Genomic DNA, 17,347 nt, shown 5'->3' on the forward strand with positions numbered 1-17,347 from the left:
GAGCACGAGCCAGTCGACGCTGCCGATCGTCGTGCAGACCTCGGTCGACGGCGCGGGCGGTTCGACGCCGCAGCGGAGCACGACGCTCGGGTCTCCCCAGGCTCCTGTCGCCTGCGCGTCGGTCCAGACGCGGTCGAGCTCGCCGACCGCGTCGGGGAGCAGCACCGAGACCGCGGCGCACGCGGGATCGTTCGCGTGGTCGGCGGGCTCGAGGTGGATCGTGGTCGAGCACCCGGAGAGCGCCGCGACGAGTGCCAGTCCGCCGGCGACGACGGTGAGACGGCGGGAACGGGGCATGTATCCAGGCTACCTTTGACTGCATGCCCTCCCGACCCGACCATGACGATCCCCGCCTGGGAGACCTCTCCGAGGGAGAGATCCTCCGGGCGATCCTGGCCAGGACAGCGGCTGCGTCGCACACGCTGCTGGGACCCGGCGATGACGCAGCCGTGGTCGCCGCTCCGTCGGGCAGCGTGATCGCGACGACGGACACGCTCGTGCACGGTCCGGATTTCCGCCTCGCGTGGTCGAGCGGCTATGACCTGGGATGGAAGTCGGCGGCGGTGAACCTCGCCGACGTCGCCGCGATGGGGGGCCGTCCCACGGCGCTTCTCGTGGCTCTCGCCGTCCCGAGGGATCTGCATCTGTCCTTCGTCGAAAGGCTCGCGGACGGATTCCGTGACGCGTGTCAGTCGCTCGCGCCGGGGTGCGCAGTCGTCGGTGGCGATCTGACCGTGTCCGCCGTCCTCACGGTCGCGGTGACGGCGCTGGGAGATCTCGAGGGACGAGCGCCTGTGACGCGCTCGGGTGCGAGCGTGGGCGATGTCGTCGCCGTGGCGGGCGAGCTGGGGCATGCCGCGCTCGGTCTCGCTGTGCTGTTCGGTCGGTTCCGCGACGGTGATGTTCCGGTGCCGGTCGACGTCAGCCGGCTCGGCGAGGGCGAGAGCTCGGCTCTCGCTGCTCAGCTCCGCCCCTCACCACCCATCGGCCTCGGCCCTGTCGCTGCGGTGGCGGGCGCCACCGCGATGATGGACGTCTCCGACGGCCTCGCACTCGATGCGCGACGTCTTGCTGCGGCATCCGAGGTGACGATCGCTCTGGACGGCTCGACCCTGGGTCGTGATCCACAGCGTGCTCTTGCCGGGGGCGAGGATCACGCACTTCTCGCGACCTTCCCCGCGGGGGGACTGCCGCCTGGATTCCGGATCATCGGTACGGTGATCGCCCGTGGGGACGAGGCACTGCTGGTCGACGGGGCGCCTGTCGATGTCTCGGGCTGGGACCCCTATCGCGACTGGGACTCGGCTTCGGGCTGAGCGGTCGCGGGCTCGGCCCACCAGAGGGTGGTGTCGCCATAGGACTTCTCGCGGATGAGATCGAGGCCTGCGACAGCCAGCTCGGGCGGCGTCGACCGACGTGCACGTTCGATGATCACCAGCGCGTCGGCTGACAGGAGCGGCGCGAGCGCCACGAGGTCGGCGGTCATCGCGTCGTCGGCGAGATCGTACGGCGGGTCGGAGAACACGAGGTCGAACGGGCCGGCGGCACGCTGCAGGAACGATCGGACCGTGCTCTCGTGCACTCGAGCAGTCGACAGGCCTCCGGCCTTGGCGACGATCGCGGCGTTCCGTCGCACGATCGATGCCGCGGCGCGTCCGTGCTCCACGAGATCGGCCGATGCGGCGCCGCGGCTGAGCGACTCCAGCCCCAGCGCTCCCGAGCCGGCGTAGAGATCGAGCACGCGGGCACCTGCGAAGGCGTCGAATGATTCGAGAGCGCCGAAGAGCGACTCTCTGACCCTGTCGCTCGTGGGTCGGGTGCCCGCAGTGGGCACCGCCAATCGGGCGCCCCGTGCCTTTCCGGCGATGATCCTCGTCACCCGTTCACGATACGACAGCCGCGGGGCGGCGGTTGTCGGCAGCGCCTCCTAGACTCGGAGCATGTCGCTCACGCTCGATTCCTCGCTGGAGGAGGCTCTCGGTGCCACCCCCGCGAAGACCCTCGATCGGGCGTTCGGACTCACGTCGGTCGGTGACCTTCTCTCGCACTATCCGCGGCGCTACGCCGATCCCGGTGAGCTGACGCCGATCAGGGAGCTCCCGCTCGGCGAGACCGTCACGATCGTCGCCGAAGTGCTCTCCTCGAGTGCTCGTGCGATGCGCAACAGGCGCGGAGCGATGGTCGACGTCGTCATCGGTGACGGCATCGGCAAGATGTCGCTGACGTTCTTCGCCAAGAACCTGGGGGCGGCGAAGTGGCGATCGGAAGATCTCGCGGTCGGTCGACGGGGTGTCTTCTCGGGCAAGGTGGGTGAGTTCAACGGCGTCACGCAGTTCGCACACCCCGAGTACGAGCTCTTCGATGACGAAGACGCCGCGCGTCGCCGAGCCGACGCCCGCGCCGCCGTCCTCATCCCGATCTATCCGGCGACGGCCAGCCTGCAGACCTGGCAGATCGCGAAGTTCGTCGGGCGGGTTCTGGACGCTGTCGAGGATGTGCCGGAGCCGCTCTCGGCGGAGGTGCGAGCCCGCGAGGAACTTCTCACCGCGCGTGAGGCGATCGAGCAGATCCACCGCCCGAAGACCCGCAACGACATCGATCCTGCGGTGCGCACGCTGCGTATGCACGAGGCTCTGACGCTGCAGACCGCGCTGCTGCAGCAGCGCGACGCGGTGCGCTCGCTGTCGGCCACGGCCCGGCCAGCGAAGCCGGGAGGTCTGCTCGAGCGCTTCGATGCGGTGCTGCCCTATTCGCTGACTCCCGACCAGCAGACGGTGGGCGAGCAGGTCGCGGCCGATCTGGTGGGCGCCTGGCCGATGAACCGACTGGTGCAGGGTGAGGTGGGTTCCGGCAAGACCCTCGTGGCGCTGCGCGCGATGCTGCAGGTCGCCGAGTCCGGCGGACAGGCGGCCCTCATCGCGCCGACCGAGGTCCTCGCCGGACAGCACCTGCGTTCCATCACGAAGATGCTCGGGCCACAGCTCGCGCCGCTCGTGATGCCGACGCTGCTCACGGGGCAGATGCCGGCCGCCGATCGTCGCAAGGCGGCACTTCGTGTGGCGTCGGGTCAGGCACTCATCGTCGTCGGCACTCACGCGCTTCTGGGCGAGAAGACGACGTTCGCCGACCTCGGTCTCGTCGTCGTCGACGAGCAGCACCGGTTCGGAGTCGAACAGCGCGAGGCGCTTCGCGCCAAGGGATCGAGTCCGCACGCGCTGGTGCTGACCGCGACGCCGATTCCGCGCACCGTGGCCATGACGGTCTTCGGCGACCTCGACACCTCCGTGATCCGCACGATGCCCAAGGGGCGCGCGGGGATCGAGTCTTTCGTGGCGCCTCTCGCCGAGCATCCCGGGTGGTTCAACCGCGTCTGGGAGCGTGCTGCCGAGGAGATCGCCCAGGGGCGTCAGGTCTTCGCGGTCTGCGCGGCGATCGACACGGCGAAGAAGACCGCCGAATCGGGGGAGCAGCTCGCGCCTCAACCCGAGGGCGCCTCGGGGCCACGCTGGGGAGTCGTCCAGCTCGACGAGGCGCTCGCGACGCACCCGAGGCTCGGAGGTCTCCGTCGCGCGGTGCTGCACGGAAAGATGCCGTCGGACGAGAAGGATGCGGTCATGCAGGCGTTCGCGCGCGGCGAGATCGACCTGCTCCTCGCGACGACCGTGATCGAGGTCGGCGTCGACGTGCCGAATGCGTCGACCATGATCGTCCTCGACGCCGACCGATTCGGGGTGTCGCAGCTTCATCAGCTCCGCGGTCGCGTCGGCCGAGGAGGAGTCCCCGGTCTCTGCCTTCTGGTGACGGAGGCCGAAGAGGGGTCAGTCGCTCGCGAGCGCGTCGATGCGGTCGCGGCCACGCTCGACGGATTCGCTCTGGCCGAGGTCGATCTCGAACTGCGCGGCGAGGGAGACGTTCTCGGCTCCGCGCAGGCCGGAGTGCGCTCGTCTCTCAAGCTGCTCCGCGTGGTCAAGGACTCGCGGCTCATCGTCAAGGCTCGTGAGCTGGCCGAGTTCATCCTCGCCGAGGACCCCGATCTCGAAGCGAACCCCGGGCTGAAGTCGGCGATCATGCGGCGCGTCAGCGACGAGGACCGTGCCGCACTCGCCAAGAACTGACTCGCTCCACGTGTGCTTTAGGCTGGGGGCATGAGCAGTCGGATCGCCGTCGTCCCGGGTTCGTTCGATCCGCCGACCCTGGGTCACCTCGACGTGATCCGTCGCGCGGCGAAGCTGTACGACGAGCTTCATGTGCTCGTCGTGCACAACCCCGGCAAGCAGGCGATGCTGCCGATCGCCCAGCGCATGTCACTTCTCGAGCAGTCGATCGCCGAAGAGGGCATGGACGGAAACGTCGTCATCGGCTCGTGGAGCATGGGCCTCCTCGTCGACTACGCCCGAGATGTGGGAGCGGGGGTGCTCGTCAAGGGCATCCGCTCGCAGATCGATGTGGCATACGAGTCGCCGATGGCCATCGTGAACCGCCACCTCGCAGACATCGAGACCGTCTTCCTTCTGCCGGATCCCGCGCATGCACTCGTGTCGAGCTCACTGGTTCGCCAGGTCGCCGGGCTCGGTGGCGACGTCTCGCCGTTCGTGCCGCCCGCTGTCGCGGCGTTCCTCGACACGGGCTCCCGCGGCATCTGATCATCATCGGGTCCGGCCCGCTCAGCTCGGAACCAGCCACCGCTGCTGCAGAGCCGATACCATTGCGTGGTGCGTTCCCGACTCAATGGCCCCTTCGTCCTCCCTGTCCGTGACATCGTCCGCAAGCCGGGGGAGATGCGCGAGCATGACTTCACAGTGACGCTGCCCGAGGCCTGGGGCGAGGGAATCGTGTCCTACGAGGCCGGGTCTCAGCTCGACTTCGATGTGCGGCTGGAGTCGGTCCATGAGGGCATTCTGGTGTCCGGAACGGTCGATGCCGAGTACTCCGGCGTATGCGGCAGATGCCTGATCGACATCGCTCGGCCCGTCGAAGTCGAGTTCCAGGAGCTTTTCGCGTATCCTGGTGAGGAAGAAACTGACTTCGAGGTTCAAGACGACCACGTGGATCTTGAAACTCTTGTCAGGGATGCGGCCGTATTGTCGCTTCCATTTCAGCCGGTGTGTCAGCCGGATTGCCTCGGGCTCGACCCGGTTACAGGCGAACGGTTGACCGAGAGCACCGGAACGGAGCAGGCCGCTCCCATCGATCCTCGGTGGAGCGCGCTCCAGAACATCACAGACCAAGACGGCAAGGCAGAGAGCCGCGCCGCCGAGAAAGAAGAGAGCTAGTCATGGCTGGTAACCCCCCGAAGCGCAAGGTCTCCCGTTCGAACACCCGCTCGCGCCGCGCGCAGTGGAAGGCTGAAGCCCCCGCGCTCGTCAAGACCATCGAGAACGGCAAGGTCGTCTACAGCCGTCCTCACCAGGCGAAGGTCGTCACCGACTCGCAGGGCACCGAGCTGTTCCTCGAGTACAAGGGCCGCAAGGTCGCCGACGTCTGAGTCGCGACATCAGAGTTGTGACAGGGGTCGACGGAAAGACGCGACCTCTCCCCGAGAAGCTCCGCGTCGATATCGACGCGGAGCTTCTGGAGTTGGCGCTGACGCATCGTTCCTACGCGTATGAGCACGGCGCGATCCCGCACAACGAGCGACTGGAGTTCCTCGGAGACTCCGTGCTCGGTCAGGCGGTCACCGTCATGCTGTTCACGACCCATCCTGAGCTCGACGAGGGATCCCTGGCGAAACGGCGTGCGAGCGTCGTGTCGACGGTCGCACTCGCCGAGGTCGCGCGCGGCATCGATCTGGGAAGTCACCTGCGTCTCGGTCGGGGAGAAGAGCAGACCGGCGGTCGCGACAAGGACTCGATCCTTGCCGACACGATGGAAGCCGTGATCGGCGCGACCTATCTGTCTGCGGGACCCGAGGCTGCGACCGAACTGGTCCTTCGTCTGACGAAGCCGCTGCTCGCCGACCCCGAGCGCTACGGTGCCGCGATGGATCCGAAGACGAGTCTGCAGGAGCTGGCCGCGCGTCAGGGCGCCACACCGCCGCAGTATTCGGTCGAGGCCAGCGGCCCTGACCATGATCGCCGATTCACCGCGACCGTGGTGGTCGGAGACCTGACGATGACCGGCAAGGGCAGCAGCAAGAAGACGGCCGAGATGGCAGCCGCGCTCAGCGCCTGGCGAGTCCTCGACGAACGTGCCTGAACTCCCCGAAGTCGAGGTCGTGCGGGCGGGACTCGCTCCGGCGACCACCGGGTCGCTGATCACAGGGGTCAGCGTGTTCGACGAACGTGCGCTCACCCGGCATGCGGCGGGCGCGGCGGATTTCGTCGCCCGGCTCGAAGGTCGCAGGTTCACCGACGCCGAGCGTCGCGGCAAGTTCCTCTGGTTGCCGCTCGATGACGATGATTCCGCGCTCATCGCACATCTCGGTATGAGTGGACAGATGCTGCTCCGGGCCCCGGATGCGGCTGCGGAGCGTCATGAGCGGATCCGCGTGACCGTCGAGCATCCTCAGCACGGCGAGCTCGCCGTGGTGTTCGCGGACCAGCGCACGTTCGGATCGCTCGCCGTGGACCGACTGGTGCCGGACGGTCCCTCGCGGATTCCGACCCAGGTCGTGCACATCGCGCGGGATCCGCTCGACCCGTTCTTCGACGACGCCGCGTTCCGAGAGGCGTTGCGTCGACGAGGAAGCGCGATCAAGAGGGTGCTGCTCGACCAGCAGGTGATCAGCGGAGTCGGCAACATCTATGCTGATGAGTCGCTCTGGGCGGCGCAGATCCATCCCGAGACCACGGCGAGCAGGCTCTCGACCCCCGCGGTGATGAGACTCCTCGCCGAGGTCAGGTCGGTGCTCGCGAAAGCGCTGGCCGAAGGGGGCACGAGCTTCGATGCGCAGTATGTGAACGTCAACGGCCAGGCCGGTTACTTCGCCCACTCGCTGAACGCGTACGGGCGCGGTGGACAGCCCTGCCCCCGGTGTGGCGGGCTGATCCGACGCGAGGCATTCATGAATCGTTCGAGCCACTTCTGCCCGCGGTGCCAGCGCCGCCGCTGACACCGCCTCCGCCTCACCCCTCCTGGAACGCACGCGCGAGCAGCGGCCTGGTCGCCTGAGTACTCGACCAGACGATGCCGATTCCCAGGACGAGCACTATCCCGATCGTGAGCAGCGACTCGGGCGCCGTGATCAGCGCCATCCCCAGCAGGGGGAACACGAGGACTCCAGCGCACAGGGCGGAGCCGATCGAGACCGTGAGCAGAGGCGACATGATCGCCCGCCGGCGCGCGGTGTGCACGGTCTCCATCGGCATGCCCAGACGATGCAGGCTGCTGTGCAGGTCGCGCTGATCGAGCACGGAGGCCGCCTGGTTCACGCCGACCGACGCTGCGACCATGAGGAACGACGCGATGAGCGTGATGATGAGCCCGGTGCCGATGTCGGTGGCGAGAGCCGCGTCGGCGTCGTTCATGTCACCGGTGGACATCACGTTCAGAAGGGATACGCCGGTGCCCGCGAACACCGCGATGAAGCTGGTCATCGCGACGCCGCTGACCTGGCGCCATGACGCCTTGGGCGAGTCCAGCACCATCCGTGCCGCGAGGAGGCCTGCGGGCTGCTGAGCTCGGCGAAGATGTCTGGATGCCCCGACTTTGAGCACCCATGGGCCGATGACGTTCAGGACGGCGAGAGCGACGCCGAAGAGCGCGGCGAGCACCACGATCGTCACGGCGAGGTCGGCGACCGACGGGAAGACCTTCATCATCACGAAGATGCCCGCGAGCACTGCCACCCCGACGACCACCCTGAGCCAGTGCACAGGCGAGGCCGTGGTGCGAAGGCGCACTCCGAGCGGCGAGATGATCACCCGGCGGAGGCCCAGAACCGCGCTGGCTGCGGCGAGGAGGAGCACGACGAGCACCACACCGGCACCGTTGATCGGTGAGAGGAGGACGGCGCTCATCCCGAGCGGGGCCCCGCGGAAGGGGATCATTCCGATCAGAGGGGATATCGCCAGATGACCGAGCACGCCGATGAACGCCCCGGTGGCCGCCACCAGGACGGACTCGATCACGGTCATGACGGTGACCCCGGCAGGCGTGACTCCGAGAAGCCGCAACGTCGAGAGTCGTTCATCCCGCCGTCGCGCGGAGAGGCGTGCGGCAGCTCCGCCGAGGTTCATCAGTGGCACGACCAGAAGCACGAGTGCGATCGCTGCGAGCGCCTGGTAGATCGGTGCCTCCGGGTCGGTCCAGCCCCAGAACGACTGAGCGCCCCCGACGACGGTCATCACCAGGGCGGTCACGACGGCGAAGGCGACGATGGGAAGGAGCAGCACGGAGCTCTGATCCTTCGTCGGACGGAAGAGCAGGGCGAGGGTCTGGGCGTTCACGCGGAGACCTCGGTCCCGACGATCCGACCGTCGCGCACCGCGACCGTGCGTGAGCATCTGGCAGCGACGTCGGGGTCGTGCGTGACCACGAGAAGCGTGCGGCCCTGTCCGGTCGTCGACCACAGCAGGGCGTCCATGACCTCGTGCGAGGTGGTCGAATCGAGCGCGCCGGTCGGCTCATCGGCGAACACCAGGTCTGCTCCTGTCGCCTGTGCTCGCGCGATCGCGACGCGCTGCGCCTGACCGCCGGACAGTTCCCCGATCCGGCGGTCCTCCATTCCGGCGAGCCCGAGCGCGGCGAGCCAGGACACGGCGTGGGCGACGGCATCCGCTCGACTCACCCCGTTGATCATCGACGCGAGCGCGACGTTCTCGACGGCGGTGAGCTCGGGAATCAGCAGCCCCTGCTGGAAGACGAATCCGAACCGCTCACGACGGAGCCGCGATCGGGCGGACTCCCCGAGACCGGCGACGTCGACCGGGCCTCCTGCGGACGGCTGGAAACTGACGGATCCCGAATCCGGGGTGATGATGCCGGCGAGCACATGCAGCAGCGTGGTCTTGCCGGAGCCGGATGCGCCCATGATCGCGACGGATTCGCCGCGCAGGATCGTCAGGTCCACCCCGGCTAGTGCGTGGGTGGTGCCGTAGGACTTGGTGAGGTGTCGGGCTTCGAGCACGGATGCGTTCATGCTGTCCAGCCTCGCTCCGGGGCCACCATCGATGCATCGGCCGATCGGTGTATCCCACACCGGCGGGATACACCGATCGGATGATCCTTCAGAGTCGCTTCTGCCAGGCACCGGCGTACGACACCGCACGGAAACCGAGCGCTTCGTTGATACTCAGCATCGGACGGTTCTCCTCGGCGTTGAACGTCGATACCGCCGGCGACAGCGGCATGTTCTCCCGCCACCGCAGGAGGTTCGCGCACTTGACGATGGTGCCCAGACGGTGCCCGCGGTGATCGCTCGAGACGAGCGTCCCCAATTGGTGCGTGATGCTCGTGCGATCGGCACCGACGAGCAGCTCGTTGTAGGCGACGATCGTGCCACTCGGCACATGCTCCACGGCCACGATGGACAGTGCCTGACCGGCACCCGTCAGTCGTCGTTCGCGGCGGACGACACGATCGGCGTCCCACACCTCGGCGACGAAGTCCATGTCACCGCTCGGAGCATCGGTCGACAAGCGAGCCAGAATAGCCGCGTAGCCGTCCCTGTACATCGGCGGGGTCGGCGCCATCCACTGCAGCACTCGGTAGTCGGCTCCGGCCGCCGCCTCTGCGGCCTCCAGGGCAGCACGCACCGGCGCAGGGTCGGACCTGAGATCGAACTCACTGTTCCGCTCGACCTGCTCGAAGTCATAGCCCCGCGCGGTGAGGACGTCCGAGAGAGCCGTCGCGGGGATTCGTCCCCACCCCGTCCGCGGTGCGATCATGCGCTCTGTCTCGAGCGGTCGGTGCAGCGTCCAGGTCTGCACGAGCGAGCGACCGTGAGAGCGCGCCTCGGATTCGGCGAGCGACAGCAGCGCATCCTCGACCCCTCGTCCCCAGTGCCGCTCCGGGACCATCAGATCGACCTCGGCCGCCTGAGCGTCCTCCTCCTGGGGGTAGTCGATCGTGATCATCCCCACGATCTCGTCACCATGTCGCGCGACGAAGCCCGTGCACAGGGTGTCGGTGGGATCCCGCCACGACGCCAGCAATTGTGCGGCATCGGGCGCGATGTCCGGCAATCCGACCGCTTCATCGCAGATCAGCCGGTTCAGCTCGCCGTATGCGCGGAACTCCGCTCCGTCGTCGTCCTCGAGCGCGGTCGGGACGATGAGAGGGGTGATCGTCAGGGTGATCGTCGTCATGACAGGTCCTTCTTCCAGGCGCCTTCGTAGGCGATGGGGGCGAAACCCATCGCCTCGTTGATGGAGAGCATCGGCCGGTTCTCCTCGGCGTTGTACGTGATGACATCGCGCGATGCGGGCGCCGCGTCGGCCCATGACAGGAGTGCTGCGCATTTGACGAGCTGCCCGAGCCGGTTCCCGCGATGCTCTCGCAGCACGAGAGTGTCGTGCTGATGCGTCGTCGCGCTCGGATCGGGACCGATCCCGATCTCGGTGAACGCGGCCAGTTCGCCCGTTCCGATGTGCTGCGCGACCGTCACCTGCATCGTCTGCCTCATCTCGGCGATGCGATCCTCTGCCGCAGTCAGCCGCGCGGCATCCCACGATTCCTCGTCGGTCTCGAGATCGGCGGACGGAGCGTCCGTCGACATCCGTGACTTCAGCCACGCGTACCCGTCGAGGTGCTCGGCGGGGGTCGGGATCATCCACTGGAGCACTCGGTAGTCCGTCGAGAATCGTCGAGCCTCATCCAGAAGCCGGCGCGCGCGGTCCAGAGCGTCCGAGGTCAGATCGAGTCGACTCACCCGATAGACCTGTTCGAGAGTGAAGCCCTGACGACGGAGGAACCGTGCGACGTGGTCATCCGGCACGCTGCCGAATCCGGTCCGCGCGTCGATGCGAGGACCGGCGCTCGCCTGCTGCTCCGTCCAGTTCTGGATGACCGAGCGTCCGTGCTCGCGGGCCACCGCTTCGATGTGAGGAACGATCGCCGATCCGATGCCTCGACCCCAGACGCGCGGATGGATCTCGACCGAGGCGACGGCGACTCGGGATCCGTCTTCGTGGGGGATGTCGACGACCGCGCGTCCGACCATCTCGCCGTCGGCGCGAACAGCCCACACGACGGTGGTCCTCTCCGCGCGTGACCGCAGGAGCGGCAGCAGTGCTTCGGGGGCGAGGTCCTGCTCGGTCCGTCCGGTGAGTGCACGATAGACGTCGTTGCGGACGCGGGAGAGCTCTCGGAATTCCCCGGCGTCCGCTGCATCCGCCCGTGCGGGAAGCACGAGCGGATGCAGCGTGGCGGTGTCTGTGAGTGGGATGCTCATCTGTCCTCCGGGTCAGCGCAGCTGACGCTGCAGATCGAATGCGAGCAGTGCGTACGTCTCATTGACGGAGCGCTCCCGCCGCTCCAGTTGGAGCGGGTCTGCCGAGTACCTCGTGCGCGGTCGCTGTGTTCGCGGTCGCTGAGCGCGTTGGAGCAGCCAGAGGCCGACGCGGAGGGAGAGACGATCGGCGAGCGCGAGTCGCCGCAGTTCGTCGGGTGCGGGGATGTGGAGGACCTGGTGGTCCTCGGTATCCGGTGGGTGGGTGATGCTGCGATACAGCGTGGTGTTCACGATGGTCCTTCGAGATGAATGGTGTGGATGGGGTCGAGAAGCCGCAGCCTTCGTGACGCAGGGGACGACCACGAAGGAAGCGCGGCGAGAGGAACGAGACCGGAGCCGCGGAAAGGCGGACGTCGGGTCGACGAGATCCGTGATCTGGCTGCAGATCAGAGGGTGGCGCGCGACGAGGCGCGGCGGACGGCGCGGTTCACAGGGCGATGTCCCGATGCCGGCGAGCGACGGAGTCCTGGGCCAGCGATGCTACGAAAGCGTGCGGAGACGGACGCCGGCGGTTACCGAGTGCGCAGTGCGCGGCGCGAATGGCGCGGCGAGGCCCGTGGCCTGTGCGGTGAGTGTGATCATCATCGGTAACCTCCTTTCGTGTGGCGATCCGGAGGTTACGGTAGCGAAATCCGGGCGTGTCCGTCAAGCACGAACGGCCGGGTCCGGCGTGTCGCGACCGATCGCAGTTCGCCATGAATCCGCGCGGGATGCCGAGAGATCCGCGTGATTCCGGTAGCGTATGGGCGTGATCCACCCCGGAAGCGCGGCGCGCGAATGCATCTGAAGAGCCTGACCCTCAAGGGGTTCAAGTCCTTCGCGCAGCCGACGAGTTTCGTCTTCGAACCGGGAGTCACCTGCATCGTCGGGCCGAACGGATCCGGCAAGTCGAACGTCGTCGACGCTCTGGCGTGGGTCATGGGCGAACAGGGTGCGAAGACGCTCCGGGGCGGCAAGATGGAGGACGTCATCTTCGCTGGTACCTCGACTCGCGGGCCCCTGGGGCGGGCTGAGGTCCAGCTCACGATCGACAACAGCGACGGTGCGCTGCCGATCGACTACGCCGAGGTCACGATCAGCAGGACGCTGTTCCGGAGCGGCTCGAGCGAGTATGCGATCAACGGGGAGAACTGCCGCCTGTTGGACGTGCAGGAGCTGCTGAGCGATTCCGGTCTCGGGCGTGAGATGCATGTGATCGTGGGACAGGGGCGGCTCGACACGGTGCTTCAGGCATCGCCCGAGGACCGCCGCGGCTTCATCGAGGAAGCGGCGGGAATCCTGAAGCATCGGCGCCGCAAGGAGAAGACTCTCCGCAAGCTCGACGCGATGGAGACCAATCTCACCCGTCTGAGTGACCTCGCCGGCGAGATCCGGAGGCAGCTCAAACCACTGGGACGGCAGGCGGAGATCGCCCGGGAGGCGCAGACGATCGCCGCCGTCGTCCGCGACGCCAAGGCTCGGATCTTCGCCGACGACGTCGTCGCTCTGCGCACGGCTCTCGCCGATCACACGCGCACCGAGAACGAACGCCATACCGAGCGATTGGTCCTCAGCGACCAGGCCGAAGCGGTGCGGGCGAGCATCGCGCGACTCGAACAGGACCAGAATTCCGTGGCTGTCGATCAGGCGCGGGGAGTGGCTTTCGGACTGGAGCAGGTGCAGGAGCGGATGCGCGGGCTCTACACGCTCGCGAACCAGCGCCTCGCTCTCCTCGGTTCGGAGGAGGACGATGCCGCCGTGACGGCGGTGACGGTCACTCAGAGCACGATCGACGACGCGCAGGACGAGATCGCAGCGATCTCGTCGGGGCTCGGCGATGCCCAGGACGCGGCGAGTGCGGCGAGCCGAGAGGTCGTGCTCGCGCGGGCAGAGCTGGACACACTCGACGTCGATATCGCGGAGCAGAGCGCACTGGTGTCGGAGTACGACATGCGACTCAGCTCGCTTCGCGGTACGGCCGATGCGGCGGCATCGGCTCTCGCCGCCGTGCGTGGAGCCGTGCTGCGCCAGGAGAACGCCCTCGAGGCGGCGAACAACCGGCGCCGTGAGGCTGCCGAGGCCCTTGACGCGATCGACGAGGCCGAGGCTCCGGAAGGAACGGCTGCAGAGCATTCCGCCGCGTACGAGAGTGCGCAGCGCGCCGCGACGGCCGCGGAATCCGAACGAGAAGCGCTCCGGGAACGTCTCCATGCCGCCGAGCGCGAGGTCGATGCGCTCATGGCCAAGTCAGCGGCTCTCGGAAGCGCGCTCTCGATCTCGGGAGGTGCAGCCGAGATCGTCAAGGGCGGGGGAGCAGGTATCCGCGGGCTGGTCGGTGACTCCGTGCAGGTCAGGGCCGGTTTCGAAGCGGCGATCGCCGCGGTGCTGGGCCCGCTCGCGGAAGGTGTGCTCGTCGAGCGCTCCGCGGATGCCTTCGCCCTCGCCGCGGACGTGGCGGAACAGCGTCGAGGAGTGGTCGACTTCGTCGTCGCCGACGGCATCCGTCCCTCCGTCGAGCTGACTGCTGTCGACGGCGTCACCCCCGCGACCGACACCGTGACCGCCCCCGAGGGTGTGCTCGGAATCCTCGCCCACGTCCTCATCGCGGACGATCTCGAGGCTGCGCGCGTGGCGCGGGCGACCCTCGAGGTGACGGGAGACGTCACGACGACGATCGTCACCACTGCGGGCGACGTGGTCACGGCGCAGACGCTGCGCACGGGTTCCGGCGGAGAGAGATCGCGCCTCGAGCTCGCGGCCGACCGGGACGCGGCCGACGAGCGGCTCGCCGAGGTGCAGGTGATCGTCGATTCCCTGCGCGAAGCCCGCGAGGAGGCGAACGAGACCGTGGAGGCATCGCGCCGACACGCGAAGGACGCGCTCCGGACCCTCCGCGAGCACGATGCAGCGCTCGCCAGCCACGCCGAGCAGATCAATCGCATCACCGTGACACATGAGTCGGCTGTCGCCGAGTGCGAGAGGCTCGAGAGCGGTCTCGCGCAGGCGCAGGCGGCGGTGGAGGACGCGGAGGCGAAGGCCGAGAAGGCGAAGGCCGACGTCGAGGCCGTGGTGTCCACACCCCGTCCGGTCCTCGATGCGTCAGCGCGTGACGGTCTGCTCGAAGCGCTGGAGGCGGCCCGCGAGAACGAGATCCGCGCACGACTCGAGATCGAGACTCTGCGGGAGCGGGTGCGCGCCGCTCAGGCCAGGGTCGTCGCTCTCGAACGCCAGCGAGAGCAGGAACGCGATGCCGCCGCCGAGGCTGCCCGCCGTGCCGTGATCCGGCGCGCTCAGCGCGAGGCAGCGGCGGGAGTCGCCGACGAGCTTCCGCGCATCCTCGACTCCATCGACCGCTCCGTCACCGAAGCGCGGGTCGCTCTGGCCGAGGCCGAAGCGGCGCGGTCCGCTCAGAATCAGGAGCTGACGGCGCTGCGCGCTCAGGAGACCTCGCTGCGCGAGCGACTGGCAGGACTCACCGAGAGCGTGCACGGACTCGAGCTGCAGATCCACGAGAAGAAGCTGCACCTGCACAGCCTCTTGGAGCGGGTGGGTTCGGAGCTTGCGCTCGACGAAGATATTCTCGTTGCGGAATATGGTCCTGATCAGCTGGTTCCACGCGATCCCGGCGCGGGGACCGCCGACAGCACAGATGATGGTGGCCCCGACGACACGGCGATTCCCTTCGATCGACGGATCCAGCAACGGCGTCTGGCCGACGCGGAGCGCAAGCTCGCGCAGCTGGGGCGCGTCAACCCGCTCGCTCTCGAGGAATTCGCAGCTCTCGAGCAACGGCATGCCTTCCTCACGGAGCAGCTGAGCGATCTCACGCAGACCCGGCAGGACCTTCTGACGATCATCGCCGACCTCGACGAGCGGATGCAGACCATCTTCGCGAGCGCCTTCGACGACACGCGTGAAGCGTTCGGCGAGGTCTTCCCGCTGCTGTTCCCCGGTGGATCCGGCAGCATCTCGCTCACGGACCCCGAGAACATGCTCACCACGGGAATCGAAGTCTCCGTGCGGCCCGTGGGAAAGAAGATCGAGCGACTGTCGCTGCTCTCAGGCGGCGAGCGCTCGCTTGCGGCCGTCGCGCTTCTCGTCGCCATCTTCAAGGCGCGCCCCAGCCCCTTCTACATCCTCGACGAGGTCGAGGCGGCTCTCGACGATGCCAACCTGGGGCGGCTCCTGACGGTCTTCGAGCAGCTTCGCGAGAGCTCCCAGCTTCTGATCATCACGCATCAGAAGCGCACGATGGAGATCGCAGATGCCCTCTACGGCGTCTCGATGCGTCAGGACGGCGTGTCCGCGGTCGTCGGGCAGCGAGTGGGCGACAGGGCGTCCGCAGCGCACTGACCGTTCTGCTGGGCGTCATACGGAGAGGTCAGGGAGAGGCGAGCGTCGCTTCGAATGCGCCGACGACGTCGGCGAAACGCGACGAATCCTGCGGCCGGTGCCCGTGGCCCGGAAGGATCTCGTGCCTCGCACCGCGATCGCGGAGGACCCTCGCGATCTGCTCGTACTCGTCGTTCCAGCCTCCGGTGACGATCAGCGTGGGGACGCCATCCACCATCTGTGCGCGCGCTCCGTGGCCCCAGGGCAGGTTCGTGCACGCCCATCTCGCCGCCAGCGCCCGCTCACCGTCCCAGAGTGCAGCGTCGAAGGCGCCGCCGAACATGAGTGGGCGCATTATCGCCCAGAAACCCGGCAGATCTCCGGCCGCCGCGAGGGACCTCGCTTCGGTCACGATGCCGATGTGCCTCTCGACAGCGGCGTCTCCCCGTGCGATGTCATAGAGAGCAGGCTCGATGAGGACGAGTGCTGCGAGGTCCGAGTCGCGTGCGGCGATCACGGCCGGAATCGCACCGATCGAGTGCGCGAACACGATGACTCGTCGCCTCTCGCATCGTGAGCGGAGCGCGCTGACCTGATCGGCGATCGAGAGCCCTTCGACGAACGTGAAGAACTCTCCGGCCGAGGCATCCATCTCCGGCCAGGCCTCGATGCCGCGCCGTCCGGAGCCGTGGACGAAGACGCGTTCGTGAGGCATCTCAGGATGCTACCCGTAGGCTGGACTCATGGCGGAGAAGTCCTGGTCCCTCACCCGTGCTCTGCGCGGGATGTTCGTCAAGCCCACGATCGACGAGACGACCTGGGAGGACCTCGAGACGGCTCTCATCACGGCCGACTTCGGTCCTGACATCAGCGAGCGCGTGGTCGACGAGCTGCGAGAGAAGGTCGAGCGCTACCGCACGACCGATCCTCAGGATCTGCAGCGCATGCTCCGCGAGACGCTCGAGGAGCATTTCGCGAAGTTCGACACCACGCTCAAGCTCACCGAGCGTCCGGCGGTCGTGCTCGTCGTCGGTGTGAACGGAGTGGGCAAGACCACGACGATCGGCAAGTTCACGAAGTTCCTGCGCGGGTATCAGCGCAGCGTGGTCGTGGGCGCGGCGGACACGTTCCGCGCTGCCGCTGTGGATCAGCTCGCGACCTGGGCCCAGCGCGGGGGAGCGGCCATCGTCCGTCCTCAGCAGGAGGGTCAGGACCCGGCATCCGTCGCGTACCAGACCGTCGAGTACGCACAGCGGGAAGGGATCGAGATCGCGATCATCGACACCGCCGGTCGTCTGCACACCAAGGGCGGCCTGATGGACGAGCTGTCGAAGATCCGCCGCGTCATCGAGAAGCAGGCGCCGATCAGCGAGGTTCTCCTCGTCCTCGATGCGACCACCGGACAGAACGGCGTCATGCAGGCGGAGGCCTTCCTCGAGCACGCCGGTGTCACGGGACTCGTCATCACCAAGCTCGACGGATCCGCCAAGGGGGGATTCGTGCTCGCGGTCCAAGAACGCACCGGCATCCCGGTCAAGCTTCTCGGCCAGGGCGAGGGCATCGACGACCTGACCGGATTCACCCCGCATGTTTTCGTCCAATCGATGGTCGGCTGACACAGGACTACCGTCACGAGCACGAGGC

At 67.7% G+C, this 17,347-nt stretch carries 17 protein-coding genes; 9 read left to right on the forward strand and 8 right to left on the reverse strand.

Features of this window, described 5'->3' with window-relative positions:
- A partial coding sequence (locus RTM68_RS00440; RefSeq protein WP_312167338.1) for a DUF3515 family protein occupies nt 1-297 on the reverse strand: 297 nt, incomplete at its 3' end.
- Between the two features lie 23 nt (nt 298-320).
- On the opposite strand from RTM68_RS00440, the gene thiL reads away from it, so the two are divergent.
- Nucleotides 321-1,316, forward strand: coding sequence for a thiamine-phosphate kinase (thiL, locus tag RTM68_RS00445; RefSeq protein WP_312167341.1), 996 nt, complete (start codon nt 321-323; stop codon nt 1,314-1,316).
- Here the strand turns inward: thiL and rsmD are convergent.
- Nucleotides 1,286-1,879, reverse strand: a complete 594-nt coding sequence (rsmD, locus tag RTM68_RS00450; protein WP_312167344.1) for a 16S rRNA (guanine(966)-N(2))-methyltransferase RsmD — start codon at nt 1,877-1,879, stop codon at nt 1,286-1,288. The genes thiL and rsmD overlap by 31 nt on opposite strands.
- 61 nt (nt 1,880-1,940) lie before the next feature.
- Between rsmD and RTM68_RS00455 the strand changes: the two genes are divergently transcribed.
- The 6 genes from RTM68_RS00455 (at nt 1,941) to mutM (ending at nt 7,051) form a co-directional block, all read left to right on the forward strand.
- Nucleotides 1,941-4,115, forward strand: a complete 2,175-nt coding sequence (locus tag RTM68_RS00455) for an ATP-dependent DNA helicase RecG (protein WP_312167347.1) — start codon at nt 1,941-1,943, stop codon at nt 4,113-4,115.
- A 30-nt stretch (nt 4,116-4,145) separates the two neighbouring features.
- Nucleotides 4,146-4,643, forward strand: a complete 498-nt coding sequence (coaD, locus tag RTM68_RS00460) for a pantetheine-phosphate adenylyltransferase (protein ID WP_194764125.1) — start codon at nt 4,146-4,148, stop codon at nt 4,641-4,643.
- A 135-nt stretch (nt 4,644-4,778) separates the two neighbouring features.
- Complete coding sequence (locus RTM68_RS00465; RefSeq protein WP_194764310.1) at nt 4,779-5,273, forward strand: DUF177 domain-containing protein; 495 nt, start codon at nt 4,779-4,781, stop codon at nt 5,271-5,273.
- 2 nt (nt 5,274-5,275) lie between these two features.
- On the forward strand, nt 5,276-5,485 hold the full coding sequence (rpmF, locus tag RTM68_RS00470) for a 50S ribosomal protein L32 (protein WP_013586329.1): 210 nt from the start codon (nt 5,276-5,278) through the stop codon (nt 5,483-5,485).
- A 17-nt stretch (nt 5,486-5,502) separates the two neighbouring features.
- Nucleotides 5,503-6,195 carry a ribonuclease III gene (rnc, locus tag RTM68_RS00475; protein WP_312167371.1) on the forward strand — a complete coding sequence of 231 codons (693 nt, stop codon included), beginning with the start codon at nt 5,503-5,505 and terminating at the stop codon, nt 6,193-6,195.
- Nucleotides 6,188-7,051, forward strand: coding sequence for a bifunctional DNA-formamidopyrimidine glycosylase/DNA-(apurinic or apyrimidinic site) lyase (mutM, locus tag RTM68_RS00480; RefSeq protein WP_312167373.1), 864 nt, complete (start codon nt 6,188-6,190; stop codon nt 7,049-7,051). Before rnc ends, mutM begins: the two co-directional genes overlap by 8 nt.
- A 13-nt stretch (nt 7,052-7,064) precedes the next feature.
- Here mutM and RTM68_RS00485 read toward each other — a convergent pair whose 3' ends face one another.
- The 5 genes from RTM68_RS00485 to RTM68_RS00505 all read right to left on the reverse strand — a co-directional run bounded on the left by RTM68_RS00485 (nt 7,065) and on the right by RTM68_RS00505 (nt 11,623).
- Nucleotides 7,065-8,387, reverse strand: a complete 1,323-nt coding sequence (locus RTM68_RS00485; RefSeq protein WP_312167375.1) for an FtsX-like permease family protein — start codon at nt 8,385-8,387, stop codon at nt 7,065-7,067.
- A complete protein-coding gene (locus RTM68_RS00490) occupies nt 8,384-9,079 on the reverse strand; it encodes an ABC transporter ATP-binding protein (protein WP_312167377.1) in 696 nt (231 codons plus the stop codon). Before RTM68_RS00490 ends, RTM68_RS00485 begins: the two co-directional genes overlap by 4 nt.
- Before the next feature lie 88 nt (nt 9,080-9,167).
- A complete protein-coding gene (locus tag RTM68_RS00495; protein WP_312167379.1) occupies nt 9,168-10,247 on the reverse strand; it encodes a GNAT family N-acetyltransferase in 1,080 nt (359 codons plus the stop codon).
- Nucleotides 10,244-11,332: a GNAT family N-acetyltransferase gene (locus RTM68_RS00500; protein WP_312167380.1), complete on the reverse strand. Its 1,089-nt coding sequence runs from the start codon at nt 11,330-11,332 to the stop codon at nt 10,244-10,246. Before RTM68_RS00500 ends, RTM68_RS00495 begins: the two co-directional genes overlap by 4 nt.
- A gap of 12 nt (nt 11,333-11,344) precedes the next feature.
- The gene (locus tag RTM68_RS00505; RefSeq protein ID WP_312167382.1) at nt 11,345-11,623 is read right to left on the reverse strand and encodes a hypothetical protein; all 279 of its coding nucleotides are present in this window, start codon (nt 11,621-11,623) and stop codon (nt 11,345-11,347) included.
- A 546-nt stretch (nt 11,624-12,169) separates the two neighbouring features.
- On the opposite strand from RTM68_RS00505, the gene smc reads away from it, so the two are divergent.
- Entirely contained in the window at nt 12,170-15,724 is a 3,555-nt protein-coding gene (gene smc, locus RTM68_RS00510; protein ID WP_312167384.1) for a chromosome segregation protein SMC, read from the forward strand.
- A 28-nt stretch (nt 15,725-15,752) separates the two neighbouring features.
- Here the strand turns inward: smc and RTM68_RS00515 are convergent, their stop codons facing one another.
- Entirely contained in the window at nt 15,753-16,418 is a 666-nt protein-coding gene (locus RTM68_RS00515; protein WP_312167386.1) for an alpha/beta hydrolase, read from the reverse strand.
- A gap of 28 nt (nt 16,419-16,446) precedes the next feature.
- Between RTM68_RS00515 and ftsY the strand changes: the two genes are divergently transcribed.
- Complete coding sequence (gene ftsY, locus RTM68_RS00520; RefSeq protein WP_194764115.1) at nt 16,447-17,319, forward strand: signal recognition particle-docking protein FtsY; 873 nt, start codon at nt 16,447-16,449, stop codon at nt 17,317-17,319.
- Nucleotides 17,320-17,347: the final 28 nt, after the last annotated feature.

Origin of the sequence: Microbacterium sp. (assembly GCF_031988965.1) — a bacterium.
In the GTDB taxonomy this organism is placed as follows: Bacteria; Actinomycetota; Actinomycetes; order Actinomycetales; family Microbacteriaceae; genus Microbacterium.